Annotated in this window: 11 protein-coding genes; 1 reads left to right on the top strand and 10 read right to left on the bottom strand. The window is 65.4% G+C overall.

Annotated features, from left to right (window positions below):
• Positions 1 to 11: 11 nt before the first annotated feature.
• The 6 genes from ACP15W_RS17760 to ACP15W_RS17735 form a co-directional block, all read right to left on the bottom strand.
• A complete protein-coding gene (locus ACP15W_RS17760) occupies positions 12 to 605 on the bottom strand; it encodes a hypothetical protein (RefSeq protein WP_424934277.1) in 594 nt (197 codons plus the stop codon).
• A gap of 34 nt (positions 606 to 639) precedes the next feature.
• Positions 640 to 1,335 (bottom strand): lipoyl protein ligase domain-containing protein, encoded by a 696-nt coding sequence (locus ACP15W_RS17755; protein ID WP_424934276.1) that lies wholly within the window; start codon positions 1,333 to 1,335, stop codon positions 640 to 642.
• On the bottom strand, positions 1,332 to 2,012 hold the full coding sequence (locus ACP15W_RS17750; protein WP_424934275.1) for a 2-oxo acid dehydrogenase subunit E2: 681 nt from the start codon (positions 2,010 to 2,012) through the stop codon (positions 1,332 to 1,334). Before ACP15W_RS17750 ends, ACP15W_RS17755 begins: the two co-directional genes overlap by 4 nt.
• Positions 2,009 to 2,242, bottom strand: coding sequence for a biotin/lipoyl-containing protein (locus tag ACP15W_RS17745; RefSeq protein ID WP_424934274.1), 234 nt, complete (start codon positions 2,240 to 2,242; stop codon positions 2,009 to 2,011). The genes ACP15W_RS17750 and ACP15W_RS17745 overlap by 4 nt, the downstream gene beginning before the upstream one ends.
• 76 nt (positions 2,243 to 2,318) lie before the next feature.
• Positions 2,319 to 3,338, bottom strand: coding sequence for an alpha-ketoacid dehydrogenase subunit beta (locus ACP15W_RS17740; protein ID WP_424934273.1), 1,020 nt, complete (start codon positions 3,336 to 3,338; stop codon positions 2,319 to 2,321).
• Positions 3,339 to 3,413: 75 nt separating this feature from the next.
• The gene (locus tag ACP15W_RS17735; RefSeq protein ID WP_424934272.1) at positions 3,414 to 4,400 is read right to left on the bottom strand and encodes a thiamine pyrophosphate-dependent dehydrogenase E1 component subunit alpha; all 987 of its coding nucleotides are present in this window, start codon (positions 4,398 to 4,400) and stop codon (positions 3,414 to 3,416) included.
• A 329-nt stretch (positions 4,401 to 4,729) separates the two neighbouring features.
• Here ACP15W_RS17735 and ACP15W_RS17730 point away from each other — a divergent pair, with 329 nt between their 5' ends.
• Positions 4,730 to 6,028 (top strand): glycoside hydrolase family 15 protein, encoded by a 1,299-nt coding sequence (locus ACP15W_RS17730; RefSeq protein ID WP_424934271.1) that lies wholly within the window; start codon positions 4,730 to 4,732, stop codon positions 6,026 to 6,028.
• On the opposite strand, the gene ACP15W_RS17725 is transcribed toward ACP15W_RS17730, so the two are convergent.
• The 4 genes from ACP15W_RS17725 to ACP15W_RS17710 all read right to left on the bottom strand — a co-directional run bounded on the left by ACP15W_RS17725 (position 6,013) and on the right by ACP15W_RS17710 (position 13,789).
• Positions 6,013 to 7,266 carry a glucoamylase family protein gene (locus ACP15W_RS17725; RefSeq protein ID WP_424934270.1) on the bottom strand — a complete coding sequence of 418 codons (1,254 nt, stop codon included), beginning with the start codon at positions 7,264 to 7,266 and terminating at the stop codon, positions 6,013 to 6,015. The two genes, ACP15W_RS17730 and ACP15W_RS17725, sit on opposite strands and share 16 nt — an antisense overlap.
• On the bottom strand, positions 7,254 to 9,380 hold the full coding sequence (locus ACP15W_RS17720; protein ID WP_424934293.1) for a glycoside hydrolase family 3 N-terminal domain-containing protein: 2,127 nt from the start codon (positions 9,378 to 9,380) through the stop codon (positions 7,254 to 7,256). Before ACP15W_RS17720 ends, ACP15W_RS17725 begins: the two co-directional genes overlap by 13 nt.
• Before the next feature lie 147 nt (positions 9,381 to 9,527).
• Complete coding sequence (locus tag ACP15W_RS17715; RefSeq protein ID WP_424934269.1) at positions 9,528 to 11,378, bottom strand: ATP-binding cassette domain-containing protein; 1,851 nt, start codon at positions 11,376 to 11,378, stop codon at positions 9,528 to 9,530.
• Positions 11,379 to 12,247: 869 nt separating this feature from the next.
• Positions 12,248 to 13,789, bottom strand: coding sequence for a sulfatase family protein (locus tag ACP15W_RS17710; protein WP_424934268.1), 1,542 nt, complete (start codon positions 13,787 to 13,789; stop codon positions 12,248 to 12,250).
• Between the last annotated feature and the right edge of the window lie 177 nt (positions 13,790 to 13,966).

Here is a 13,966-nt window from a genome sequence, read left to right as displayed (position 1 = left end):
GTCATCCCCCCTCAGGACCGGACTTCCGCCAGACGCTCTTCGAGCGACGGGCCTTGCGGGACGAAGGTGATGTCGGAGAATCCACGGTCGATGTATCCGCCATGCTCGACCGAGGAGCCCTCGTAACCGAAGAGCGGCCAGAGCTCCTTGTTGTCGTAGATCGCGAAATAGGCGGTCCAGCGCACCTGCTGGAAGAAGCCCTCGTCCTGGAAGTTGCGCAGGAGCCCCTCGCGCGCATCCGCCTCCTCGATATCCGTGTAGGATACGCCGTGCAGTTCGAGTGCCAGCGCGTCGATCCGCGTGATCCCGTCCGAGAGGCTGGCAGCCTTCTCGGGGTCCTGGGCCACGGCGGAGCCGACCATGTCGACGATGGCCTCGTAATGGCTGAGCTGAAGCAGGTCCGGATGCGGATAGATGTCCTGGACCATGCGCAGCAGGGTCTCGGGTTGGCCCTCCGCCAGTACCGAGGCGATGAGGGGCCGGCTGCTGCCCAGCAGCGCGCCCGTGGTCACACCGGCCATCGCCGTCGTCATCAGGAACATGCGCCGGCTGAAACCGGAACTGTCGCGTCGTGCGGGTTGATGCTTGTGGAAACGAATCTTCATTCTTGTTGTCCTCCCTTGAGTTGCCTGCGCGGTGTCAGGCTACCTTGGATTGCCGGTTCACCAGGTCCGTCAGGCGGTCTTGTGCCGCCCTTGCGAGGGCCCCGTGGAATGAGCTGGCACGCATGCGGGGCGCGAGCAGATCGTCGAGAGCCACATGCACGTCCGGTCGCGGGGAAACCGCGAGGTCTGCTGCCGCGTGAACCAGTTCGAGCGCGTCCCAGAACGCAGGGTCGGGGCGTTCGAGCAGCAGGGCCGCATGGATGAGCGCGATGCGCTGTCCATTCCGCGCGCTACAGCGCTGGGCGGTGCCCGCGAATTTTAGTCCAGCGACGGTGACATTCCATTTGCCGTCGCAGAACGAGCCCTCGACCGCGCCCACGGTCCAGTTGACCTCGAAACGGGTCAGGGCCTCGCCGATGGCGCCGCAAATCAGGTCGTAGCCATCTTCCATCGCGCCGCCCGATTGCATCGGGGCGACGATCGCGAGATTGAGCGTGCCCAACCCCTGGGGAACCCCGCCGCCGCCGCTCGAGCGAGCGATGATCGGCCAGCCCGCCGCAGCACAGGCCTCCGCGATGGGGGCGACGGTCGGGCGAGCCGCCATGGCCGCCGGGATCACCAGCGCGTTCTGCTCCGCCTGCCACAGAAGCACCGTGGGCTGGCCCGCTGCGAGCAGCGCCTTTTCCCGGTCGATCCCGTCGCGGACATCACGGAACATGGCGGTGATCACGGCCTCATCCCCTCTATTTCCTCGCAGATCGCGGTCAGTGCATCCGCCGCCGGGGCCCCGTCGATGGCCCGGTGGTCGAAGGTGAGCGAAAGCCCGATATGGGGGCTTAAGGCGACGCTGCCGTCCTCGGCCCGCACCGCGCGCTCCACGGTGCGCCCGATGCCGAGAATGGCGATCTGCGGCGCGTTGATGATCGGCGTGAACTGCTCCACACGGGTGAGCCCGAGATTGGAGACGGTGAAGGTCCCCCCGGTCATTTCCCTGACCGAAAGCTTGTTGGCCCTGGCCCGTGTCGCGAGGTCGCGACGGGCGGCCCGGAGCTCCTCGACGCCCATCGCGTCGGCGCCGAAGATGGCGGGCGCCGCCAGCAGGTTGCCGGGCAGGGCGATGGCAATGCCAAGGTCGATCGCGGCCGAGAGCTTGACCTCCTTGCCTTCGACACGGCCATTGGCGTCCGGGCTGCGCTTGAGCGCGCGAACCACGGCGAGCATCAGCAGGTCCTCGACCGAAACCTTCACGCCGGCATCCGCCAGCCGTGCCTTTTCCGCCATGAGGGCGGTGGCATCCGCGGCCCCGTGATGGGTGAGCTGGGCTGCGGTCTGCAAGCTCTCCATCATCTTGTCCGCGATCATGCCGCGCACGCCGCTGAGGCGGACGGTCCTGTCGACGAGTGTCATTCGACCGAACCGATCTTGGTGCCCTTCGACACCACCGCATCGGCCGTTTCCGCGATCTTCAGCGTGCCGGCTGCCGGTGCATGGATCTCGTACTGCACTTTCGCGCACATGATCTCGGCGATGAGTGCGCCCTCCTCGACGCTCGCACCGTCCTCGGCGAGCCAGTCGGTGATGACGGCGTCCTCGTCCTCTTCCCAGAGATCGGACGGCACGACGATATCTGTAGCCATTGGATGATCCTCTCCTGTTCGGAGAAGCGCGTCGGCTTCCCCGTGCGTGTTGGTCCTTGGTTGGGGGGCTATGGTGTCAGGCGGCTTTCATGTCGCCCCAGGCCGCGATGATCTTGTCCGGGTTGGGCAGGCAGTACTGCTCCATCACGCGGGCGAAGGGGATCGGCACATCAGGGTATGCAACCCGCTTGGGTGCGGCCTTGAGAACAGAGATGTCATGCTCCGTCACGCTCGCGATGATCTCGCCCGAAACGCCGTAGGACATGTAATCCTCGTCCACCACGATCAGCCGCCCGGTCCTGGCGACGCTTTCGCGGATCGTCTCGCGGTCGAGCGGCACGAGGCTCACGAGATCGACCACCTCCGCCTCGACACCCTGCTCGGCGAGCGCGTCGGCGGCCTTGAGCGCGTTGTGCACACCCATTCCGAGGCTCACGATGGTCACATCGTGTCCCGGCCGGACCACCTTGGCCTTGCCGATCTCGACCGTGTAGCTCTCCTCGGGCACATGCACCGTCGCACCCTTCTCGGTGCCGAGCCATCCCATGCCCTGAAGGCTCTTGTGATACATGTAGACCACCGGGCTGTCGTCGCGCATGGCCGCGGTCATCAGACCCTTGGCGTCATAGGCGTTGGAGGGCGCGACCACCTTCATTCCCGGCAGATGCGCGAAGGTCCCGTAGACACATTGCGAATGCTGCCCCGCATCGGAGTAACCGCCGCCGGTGGAGGTCATCAGCACCATCGGCACCTTGAAATTACCCCCCGAGAAATAGGTGTTCTTGGCCATCAGGTTGTAGATCGCGTCGAAGCAAACGCCGAAGAAATCCACGAACATCAGTTCCACCACGGGCCGCATCCCGTCCTGCGCAGCACCCACCGCCGCGCCGATGAAGGCGGTCTCCGAGATCGGCGTGTCGCGGATCCGCTCTGCGCCGAACTCCTCCAGCAGCCCGCGGGTGTTGCCGTAGACGCCGCCCAAAGCCCCGATATCCTCGCCCATGACGAAGACCATGGGGTCGACCCGCATCTCCTGGGCAACGGCCTCCGCCATGGCCCGCGCAATGGTAAGCTTTCTTTCGTTCGTCTTGTTCATCTTGTCCTCCCACTTCTGTGTGAGACGCTTTCGAAGGGCATCGGCCACCGCCGGGGCCCCGAAAGCGCCCGCCGATCAGGCAAAAACGGCCGTGAGCGCGTCCTCGGGCGCAGGGTCTTCGCTCCCGCGGGCAAAGGCGATTGCGGCTTCGACACGGGCACTCGCATCGGCCTCCATCTTGTCAAGCTCCGCCTCGGTCGCGACCCCGTCGGCCAGCAGCCGGGCGCGCATGGTGGGGATCGGGTCCTTCGCGACCAGGGCATCCTTCTCGCCCTCGGGCCGGTAGCCCTCCGCATCGCCCATGAAATGCCCCGCAAGCCGGTAGGTCTCGACCTCGATCAGCGTCGGCCCCTCGCCGGCACGGGCCCGCGCGATCGCCTCGCCCGCGGCCTCGTGGATCGCATAGGGGTCGTTGCCCTCGATCCGCACGCCCGGAATGCCGTAGGCTGCGGCGCGGTTGGCATTGTTCGCGATGGAGGTCGCAGCACTCTTCGGCACCGAAATGCCCCAGGCGTTGTCCTCGATCACGCAGATGAACGGCAGATTCCAGACCGCGGCGAGGTTCATCGCCTCGTGCCAGGCCCCCTGGTTCACCGCGCCTTCGCCGAGAAAGGCCACCGCCACGCCGGGTTTGCCCTGCATCTTGCGGCTCAGCGCCGCACCCACCGCCGGGCCCATGCCTTGGGCAATGATCCCGGAACAGGCGAAGTTCACATCCGCATCGAAAATGTGCATGTGCCCGCCGCGACCGCCCGACAGACCGGTCCTCTTGCCGAAGATCTCCGCCGCCATCCGCTCGAGATCGACCCCCTTCGCGATGGCCTGGTGGTGCGGGCGGTGGGTCGCCGTCACGACATCCTCGGGAGTAAGGTGCGCGCAAACTCCCACCGCCACCGGCTCCTGCCCGTCGGACAGGTGCATCTCGCCCGGAATCGGCCCGTTCGCCATGTTGAAGACGGGCGTCTTCCCCTCGAAATAGATCTTCGCGATCGTCTCTTCGAACCTGCGGCTGGTGACCATTGTCTGGTACATCCAGTGCAGTGTCTCGCGTGTCGGTGCCATGCGATCCTCCCCTGGTTGGTTGCCCTTGCAGCCTTTGGCGCTGCCCTTTCCCCTTGTCTGACGGGTGTAATCCCGATGTTGCAAAGCAGCATTGATGAGGTTCAACGAACTGTCTCACCAAGGGCGTTTGAGACAGTTTTGCGGCTCGGGTGTTTCAATGGGCGCAAGGGCCGTTCGCAGTCGCACATCCGATGCACCCGAATCAGCCCTGCTCCACATGCTGGCGATCAGGACGCACAAGGGCGATTGACCATCACGCCACAACGTCGTTCTCCTGCAGATCCAGAAGACCCGCGATCCCGTGAACCACCCAGGGCACCCGACACCCGATGGCCGATACCCCCGAAAGCCAATGGCTCGAACACCGCCGCGGCGCAGCGGCACGCGCGCTCCGGCGTGCGGTTTCCGCGACCGATCTCGAATTCGAGCGGCCAGGCTTCGGCTGGAAGGTCCGCCCGGCGCCGGGTTCGATCCTGGCCTCGCCGCGCGGCGCGCATTGGGACCCCGATCCCGACTATTTCCATCATTGGGTCCGCGACGGGGCGATCGTGCTTGCGGCCATACCGGAGGCCATGGCGGCTGATCCGGAGGCAGGAGGCTTCTGGCGTCAGGCAATCGCGGATCACATCCGGTTCTCGCTGGCGATCTCGGACCCGGCTCGAAAGGGCCCTGCCGTCAATCCGCTGAAGGAGACGACGCAACCGAGCCACCTTCGGTTCCTGCGACGGGACGAGGAGTTGCGTGCTCTCGAAGGCAGCCTCTGGCTGGCCGAGACACGCTTCGGCCCGGACGGACGGCCCGATCTCGAACAATGGGCGCGCCCTCAGGATGACGGCCCGGCGCTGCGCGCCGCCGCGCTCATTCGGATCACGGAAGCCCTGCCGGAAATGGCTGGCCCGGAGGCGGATGCGCTGATCGAGCGTGACCTCGCGCACACGGTCTCCGTTGCCGGACGCCTCTGTTTCGGCCCGTGGGAAGAGGCACCCATGCGCCGGACAACCTTCACCCTGATCAGCCAGTGGGACGCGCTCACGCGCGGCATGGAATGGGGCAGGGCGCGCACGCTCGACCGCGCCGCGCTTCGGCAGGCGGCGGATCGGGTCGCGGATCTCGTCTCCCGGGCAGCGGACCCCGAAACGGGTGGTTGGCGCGAAAGCCTCGAGGCCCCGGCGGGAGAGCTGGATGCCGCGACAGTGCTGGCCATCCTCCATGCAGGGCGAACGAGCGGCCCCTTTGCCCTCAATGCGCCGCGAACTCTGGCAACCGCCGCGGCCCTCGAGGCGCTCTTCGCGCGGCTCTATCCGCTCAACCATACACGTGCCGTCCCCGCCGTGGGCCGCTTCGAGAGGGATGTCTTTTTCGGTGGCAATCCGTGGTACCCGGTGACCTTGGGTTTCGCCGAGCTGCACTACCGGATCGCCATGGAAACGGCAGACCGAAAGGCGTTCGAGAAGGCGGACCGCTGGATGGCGCTGATCGAATCCGTCTCACCCGAAGGCGACGATCTGCCCGAGCAGATCCACCGCGAAACGGGCGCGCCCGCGTCCTGTCGCGCGCTCAGCTGGTCCTCGGCCGCCTTTCTCGGGGCGGAGGCCGCGCGTCGGGCCGCGCTTCAGGCGATGGGCTGAAGATAGGGTGCGGTGAAGCCGAGGGTCTGCAGCCCCCGCTGAACTTCCGTGCGTCCCGAAACAAGCCGCCAGAGCAGCCCGGAGCGGTGATTTTCCAACCCGACGACGATGGGGGCCTGATCGATGGCCAGCCGGCTTTCCGCCACCCAGTCCTCGGTCAGGTTGAAGGCGTCAAAAAAGCCCGCATCCCCCCAGATCCGCTCGCCCAGATCATCATGCAAGTGGCGCAGCACCGGCATGGCCTCTTCCGGCGCATAGGGAAACGAGCCGAGTATGGCCGTGGGCGTGATCGTGCCCGTGTCGTTGGTGGGCGAATGCGCGGCATAGCCTCCCGGCGTGTCGCTTGCGGTCAGGCCCCAGCACTGCGGCCCGTAGCCCTTCCAGCCATGGGGGTTCTTCAGGCAGTGATGGCGGTTCACCAGCGCATGGGCGCGGGTATGTGCGCCATAGTCGGCATAGGCATCGCACAAGCCTCGCGGGTCGATGCCGAGGAAGGGATACTGCGACAGGAAGAGCGGCCCGCCCCAGTCGGGCCCCAACGGCAAGGTGATCCCGCCATAGTCGCGCCCGTTGAGGAATGTCTGCGTCTTCGCCCAGCTCTCGTGGTAGACGCTTGCCGGGATCGGATGGGTTCGCGATCCCGCGCCGAGGACAAAGACCGGCAGGCACTCGTTCCAGCCCCGGATCGGCAGCGCCTTCTCGGGCCACGGTCGGTCCGGGTGCCGATGCCACATCACCGCGCCGTCCTCGCGCACATGGGACGCCCAGTTCACCGCGTCGAAAATGGTCTCGATCCGCGAGACGAGTTCGGGCGTTTCCGTGAAATAGGCGGCAGCCCCCAGAAGCCCCGTCATCAGGAACGCGGTTTCCACAAGGTCGCCCCCGTCATCGCCCCGCATGAACGGCAGAACGTGCCCGGTCGTGCCGTGAAGGAAATGCGGGAACACCCCGTCGAACCTGTCGGCGGTTTCGAGGAAACCCACCAGCCGCTCCATCCGGTCGAGGATCTCCCGCCGGGGTCGCCAGCCACGCTCCGCCGCCACGATCTGCGCAAGGATGCCGAAGCCGGTTCCGCCCGTGGTGACGGTCTCCTCGACATCGTATCCGAAGGCCCCGGCGCTCCGTTCGCGCGCCATGCCCGAAACCGGATGGCTCCAGTCGAGGAAATACCTCGCCGTCGCCTCCGCCACCCGATCGCGCAGGGCGGCATCGTCGAGCCCGCGCGTCACGCGTGCCATGTGATCTCCACGCTCTGGGTGTCACGGCTGTTCGGCCCGACATGAAGGATGAAGAGGCCGGGATCGAAGCCCCACTCGGCGGTCTCCAGCGACGGGGCGAGCGGGTAGCAAAGCATCTCCGAGGTGATATCGAAGCGCACCTCCCGCCGTTCGCCCGGTGCAAGGGTCTCCCGCCGGAACGCCACCAGCCGCCGCGCGGGCCGGGTGATCCGCGCCACCGGATCGGAGAGGTAGAGCTGCACCGTCTCCACCGCCGGTCGCGTGCCCGTATTGGCGATCTCCACCGTCAGGCTCAGAGAACCATCGACGCCGCCCGCATGGTCGGTCGAAAGCCGCGGCGCGCCGTAGCTCACCTGGCTGTAGCCCAGGCCGAAGCCGAAGGGAAAATCGCGCGCCCCCTCGGGCATGTCCAGCCAGCCGGTGCGGAACTTCTGGAACCGCCCCGGATCGGGCCTGCCCGTGGGCTCGTCCGCATGGGAAAGCGGCACCGCGCCGGGATGCGCCGGCAGGGTGACCGCGAGACGCCCCGAAGGCTCCGCCGCCCCGAAAAGGAGATCGGCAACCCCCTCGGGCCCCGCGATCCCGCCATGCCAGGCATAGACCAGCGCATCCGCCGCCTCGGCCACCGCCCCGAGCGCCAGGGGCCGCCCGGCAAAGACCACCACCACCAGCGGCGTGCCGACCTCCGCCAGGGCCGCGACGAGCTTGCGCTGCGGCTCCGGCAGATCGGGAGAAAGCCGCGACGAGCTCTCGCCCGCATGTTCCTTCGCCTCGCCCACGGCAACGATCACCACGTCCGCCGCGCGCGCAGCCGCCACAGCCTCCGCGATCATCTCGCCCGGCGCGCGCGCATCCAGCTCTACCGTGGGCCCATGGACGTTGAGCCGTTTCGCAAGCCACGCCTCGTCCACGATGTTGGCACCCTTCGCCACCGCGGGCGCGCGCCCCGTGAGCGCCGCGATCGCCGCATCGAGCGGGACCACGTCGCGCGCATCCCCCGAGACGGCCCAGGTGCCGATCATGTTGGCGCGATCCGCGCCCAGCGGACCGATCAGCGCGACCGCCCTGTCCGCCCCGAGCGGCAGCACGTCCCCCTCGTTCTTGAGCAGAACCGCCGAGGCCGCCGCGGACTTGCGCGCAAGCGCACGCCCCGCCGCACGATCGGGCGCGGGCGGCACACCGGTCATGCCCCGGAACGGATCGTCGAAGAGACCGAGCATGGCCTTGAACGACAGCACCCGATGACACGCCCGGTCGATCAGCCCCCGGATGTCCGTGGCCGTGAGGTTCAGCCCGCAATCGGGCGCCTCCAGCCCCTCGCGCGCGATCTCGGGCAGATGGGAAAGGTAATCCTCCCCCACCATGTCCATGTCGATCCCGGCCTGAAGCGCGCGGGCGACCACGACAGGGCCGGGGCCGAGCCCATGGGCGATAAGCTCCTTCACCCCGGTATAGTCCGAAACCACCAGCCCCTCGAAACCCGCCTTGCCGCGCAGCCAGCCCTCGATCAGCGGCCCGTGGGCATGCATCGGCATCTTGTTGACCGCATTGAAACTCGCCATGACGCTGGCCGCGCCCGCCGCAACGCCTTCGGAGAAGGGCGGCAGGTAGACCTCCAGCAGATCCTCCCAGGCAAGGCTCGCATTGTCGTAATCGCGCCCGCTCGCCGTCGCGCCATAGGCAACGAAATGCTTGAGACAGGCCGCCACGCGACCGGGTCCCGCCGGGTCCGTGCCCTGGAAGCCCCGCGTCATCGCCACTGCGACGGCGGCCGCCAGCACCGGATCCTCGCCGGGGCTCTCGGCCACCCGCCCCCAGCGCGGATCGCGGGAGACATCGACCATCGGGGCATAGACCTGGTGGAGACCCTCCGCTGCCGCCTCGCCGGCCGCAAAGGCCGCCGTCGCCTCGACGAGCGCCATGTCCCAGGAACAGGCAAGGGCGACGGGAAGGGGAAAGACCGTGCGATGGCCGTGGATCACGTCCTCGGCAAAGAAGAGCGGAATCCCGAGCCGGGAACCCGCAAGCGCGGCCTCCTGCATCGCGCGCGCCGAAGCGAGCGATTTCGTCCCGAAGATCGCCCCCACCTCGCCCGCGGCGAGCCGCCGCGCCAGAGGGGCGTCCTGCCCGGAGCCGGTGGTAAGTCCTTCGCCGGCAGCGAGAAGGTTCAGCTGACCGATCTACTCGGACAGCGTCATCTCCTGCATCAGGCGGTCGACGGTATTCCGTGCCTGCACGTCAATCCTCCCAGTCTGCGGCCGTTACTCCGCAGCATGGCGCACGCCGCTGTAGAGCGGCTTGACCACCGGCCGCACGTTACCGCAGCCGTTCTGGATGTCGAGGATTGCCGTGTAGAATGGTTCGCCTTCTGGATCGCTTGGCACATTTTCGCCATGCAGGACCGCAAGGATGGCCGTCCGCGGCAAGGCGTCGCAAAGCGTCAGGTGGAAATCCGTCACCGCGTCCACGTCGAGCGCCGAGGTCGCCTCGTCGAGAAGCAGGATATCGGGCCGGTAGAGCAGGATGCGGGCGAGAACCAGCCGCTGCTTCTGGCCGCCGGAGAAGACATTGCGCCAGTTCTTGCCCTGATGAAGCTCCTCGCCGAGCGCATGGATGAAATCGCCCAGCCCCACGTGGGAAAGCACCTGGGCGACCTCGATGTCGCTATGTGTCTCCGGGTGATCCGGGTAGCAGACAAGCGCCTTCAGGGTCAGCCGGTCCGGAAGATCCGGCTCCTGCCCGGCAAAGAATAACCTTGTGTCGTCCCGCGCCGTGACCTTGCCCTTGCCATAGGGCCAGAGCCCGGCCACCGCCTTCAGCAGGCTGCTCTTGCCGCAACCGTTGCTGCCCCGCAGGTAGACCCGGTCGCCGGGCCAGAGCGTCAGTTTCGGCACCGTAAGGAAGGCCGCGGTGTCGTGGCCGCGATGATGCAGCGCCAGCCGCTCGATCGCCAGCGACGGGCCTTTCTCGCGCCGCGCATACTCGAAATCATGAACCCCGGTTTCCGCGTAGAACGCATCCCTCTCGCGCACGCGCTCCACCGCCTGGGCAAGCTCGGTCAGCCGCCCGGCGTTGGCCCGCAGCGTCGCGATGGCGGGCATGACGTTGATGAACCAGGACACGTCCTTGATGAGTTCGGCCGTCAGTTCGCTTGTGGCGGCGAAGGTGCGGAAGCTGAAGTTTCCGGCCATGTACGCAGGCAGCGCCGGCAGATAGGCCAGAAGCCGCGTGGACAGGAAATTGTAGGCATCCGTGAAGAGCATCATGATGCTCCCCCAGATGTTCTGCTTGCCCCAGGTATGATCGAGCCCGTCATAGAGCCGGCGGTTGATCCGGCGCTGGGCGCGCTCGCCGTGGGAGGTCGAGAGCTGGCTCACGCGGTTCAGAAGCGTGCTCCACTCGCCGCGCCATGCACCGTCGCGGCGCTGGCGTTCCAGCTGAAGTCGCTCGATGATGCGCCCCAGGAGCCAGGCGACGAAGGTGCAGGCCGGAACATACAGTATCACGAGTGTCGCGACGATCAGCACCGTCCCGAGATCGCCGGGCACGAAGTTCACATGGGCGGCGATGAAAGGCGCGGTTTCCGCCATGAACCCGTTGAGCTGTTCCCCCCAGGCATCGAGCGCCGGCACCGGGGCAGAGCGTTCGAGCAGCGCCTGTGAAATGAACCAGATCGAGGTGACCGACCCGAACAGTCCCATGGCAAGCCCGAGTATGCCGCCGTAGAGCCCCTGGGAGCATTCGTCGATGCGCTGGTCGATGGCATCCGGCATGGGGCGCGCGCGGGAATTCTCCGAACGGTCGCTCATCAGGTCGAGCGCGATACGCTCGTTGTTGAGGATTTCCCGATCAAAGACCCCGGCCAGCCAGGCGCGGGCGCGGCGATGCAGCGTTCCGGCGACGAAATGGCGAAGCGCCACCCCGCAGGACCGAGCGAGATATATGGCTGCAAATACACCCGCAGCGGTCAGTACCGTCCGGACGGGATGGCTTTCGGGCTCTGCGGCATGGAAGCCGGCAAGAGCGGCGAGAAAATCTGCACTCGCCAGCGCGGTCCATACGCTGGCCTTGCTGAGAAGCGCGGTTGCCCCGAAGACGAATACGGTAAGCAACCAGGCCTCGCGCCAGCGTTCCGATCGCCAGTAGGCAAAAAGTAGCCCCCAAAATCCGGTTAGCCGTTCCAATGTCGCGTCCACCTGCCTGTACGGCGCACACTTCCTCTGTCTCGTGCCGAACGAATTCGTCGGCGCGAGAAGGGCGACGCCAGTCTCTGTTATTCTTGCGCGCAGGGGGTTGAGATTCTGTGAGGTACCCCTCATGCGCATTAATTGTTATCGGCGAAAAATCGCCTAAAGTCCACCCAAACACACACGCATAAGGCGAATCGGCGGGTTTTTGCCGGTTCCATTTCCGCTAACAAAAATACACTTGCAAATGCTGCAGATGCACAATGCTTGCGCTAAGATCCCTGTATGGCACCAAAAATCATTAACCTTCCCATGTGTGGGGCTGCACATGCCAGTTTGTGGGGTGATGCATTATTGCCGCACGCAAGAGGAAAGTTAAGGTTGAGTAAGCGCGGGAGCCCAAGGGGCTTTTTACCCCATGTCGGGCGCAATTCACGCAGTTTGATCGGTATGCGAATTATTCTGTTTCGGGACCGGAAGAAATTCAGTTCCGCATCAGCGGCACGCGGCATCCGGGCAAGTGCTTCGCGCGGTGTTGTCTCGGTTCCTGCCCCCGCCATGCGTTGAGGGGGCGCGCTTATCAGGTCATGACGATGGAGCCATATCGAACCCATAGCCGGATCTCGTTGACTTGGTCTCACTGCGGTCGGGGCTTGCGTGCGGCCAAAACCGCGCCCGGCTCACCCCAGGGAGTTAGGGCGCGTTAACAACTCATGAAAAAGGAGCCATATCGAAACCATACGGATTCCATATCGTTTCCATACACGATGTTCCGCGCTTCGGCCTCTCTGCGGTCAGGGTTTGAGCCCTGCCAGAACCTGCGCGCTGTCATGCTCGGGAATATCCCCGATCTCCGCCATCTTTGCGTCCAACTTTTTGAGAAGATTTGAAAAAATCTCCGCGTGGTCCGGATCGCCCGCGAGGTTTTTCAACTCGTGCGGATCCGTCTCGCAATCGAAAAGCTCCCATTCCGGCTCCGCCTCATGGGGATGAGCCCCCGGCTGCCCCAAAGGATCGTTGTACCAATAGATCAGCTTGTACCGACCGTCCCGCACCCCGTAATGGGCCCAGGCACCATGGAAACTGTCATTGTGCATCCAGTAGCGATGATAGGCGAGTTGCTCCCAGTCCTCCGGAGTTTCTCCTGCCAGCACACCGCGCATCGACCGCCCTTGCATGTACGTCGGAACGGGCAATTCCGCATAGTCCAGAAAAGTCGGGGCGAAATCCACGTTGCACGCGATATCGGACGAGGTCGAACCTGCTGCAATTGCCTTCGGATACCGACAGAGGAACGGCATCTGCAAGGACTCCTCGTACATGAACCGCTTGTCGAACCAGCCATGCTCACCGAGGAAGAAACCCTGATCAGACGTATAGATAACGAGCGTGTTATCCGCGATCTCGCGCTCGTCCAGATGATCGAGAAGCCTTCCCACGTTCTCGTCGATGGATTGCACCGTGCGCAAATAGCGCTTCATGAACCGTTGATACTTGAACTCGGCGAAGGCCTGATCGTGGTCGAAAGTGTAGTTCTGGCCTGTTTCGGAGCAGATCACCGTAATGCTCTCGCCGGGCTTGAGGTCCGGCACCTTGCGCCCGCCCCAGAACGGCACGACAAGATCTCCGGCCGCGTCCCTCGAGCCTTCGGGCTGCACGAGGGCCAGATCATCCCAGACCATGTCCTGCCGAATGCGCATCCGTGCGGCAGCTGCCGCTGCGGCGCGGTTTGCGTAGTCGTCGTTGAAGGTCTCGGGCAGTGGCACGTCTTCATCGGCCCAGAGATGCGCCCATTTCGGATGCGGCTGGAAATTCCGGTGCGGTGCCTTGTGATGGCACATCAGAAAGAACGGCGTGTCTCCGCAACGGTCGATGAAGTCTATCGACATGTCGGTGATGATGTCGGTCGCATAGCCCTCGAGCCGCCGGTGACCGTCTGGAAAGATGAAGGCCGGATCCCAGTAGTCGCCCTGACCGGGCACGACGGCCCATTCGTCGAAACCGGAGGGCTCATGCGCGCGCCCCTCGCCCAGGTGCCATTTCCCGAACATGCCGGTGCGATAGCCGCCATGGCGCAGGTGCTTGGCGACATTTGGCAGCCGGTTGTCGAGGCGTGTATCAAGTGTCGTGACGCAATTCACGTGGTTGTGGGTGCCGGTCAGAATTGCGGCGCGTGATGGCGTGCAGATCGAGTTCGTGACATAGGTGGCATCATGGCGCATGCCCTCCTGCGCCAGCCGGTCGAGATTCGGTGTCTTGTTGATCCCCGCGCCGTAGGCGGAAATCGCCCGCGCGGCGTGGTCATCCGACATGATGAATATGATGTTCGGACGCATGAAAATCCCTCCCTACGGGCCGGGCTCACTCGATTGCCTGCGTCGGAGAAACCCTGCTCGTGCTTCCGTGAAGACACCCGTACTGTCGGGCATTCCAACGAACTGGTAGCGGGAACGGCGAGAGCGGGCCAGATGAAAGCTCGGTCATCGGCAAGGTTCCACCTAGCGTCGGTCCGC

The sequence above is a fragment of the Amaricoccus macauensis genome, from assembly GCF_049800915.1.
Lineage (GTDB): Bacteria > Pseudomonadota > Alphaproteobacteria > Rhodobacterales > Rhodobacteraceae > Amaricoccus > Amaricoccus macauensis_A.
The sequence above is the reverse complement of the archived record's forward strand: the minus strand, read 5'-3'. Positions and strand labels throughout refer to the sequence as shown.

Bases quoted from the DNA above. Each gene is read 5' to 3' on its own strand.
- ACP15W_RS17710 (WP_424934268.1), bottom strand. From the start codon at position 13,789: ATGCGTCCGAACATCATATTCATCATGTCGGATGACCACGCCGCGCGG.
- ACP15W_RS17725 (WP_424934270.1), bottom strand. From the start codon at position 7,266: ATGGCACGCGTGACGCGCGGGCTCGACGATGCCGCCCTGCGCGATCGG.
- ACP15W_RS17760 (WP_424934277.1), bottom strand. From the start codon at position 605: ATGAAGATTCGTTTCCACAAGCATCAACCCGCACGACGCGACAGTTCC.
- ACP15W_RS17730 (WP_424934271.1), top strand. From the start codon at position 4,730: ATGGCCGATACCCCCGAAAGCCAATGGCTCGAACACCGCCGCGGCGCA.
- ACP15W_RS17740 (WP_424934273.1), bottom strand. From the start codon at position 3,338: ATGAACAAGACGAACGAAAGAAAGCTTACCATTGCGCGGGCCATGGCG.
- ACP15W_RS17750 (WP_424934275.1), bottom strand. From the start codon at position 2,012: ATGACACTCGTCGACAGGACCGTCCGCCTCAGCGGCGTGCGCGGCATG.
- ACP15W_RS17735 (WP_424934272.1), bottom strand. From the start codon at position 4,400: ATGGCACCGACACGCGAGACACTGCACTGGATGTACCAGACAATGGTC.
- ACP15W_RS17745 (WP_424934274.1), bottom strand. From the start codon at position 2,242: ATGGCTACAGATATCGTCGTGCCGTCCGATCTCTGGGAAGAGGACGAG.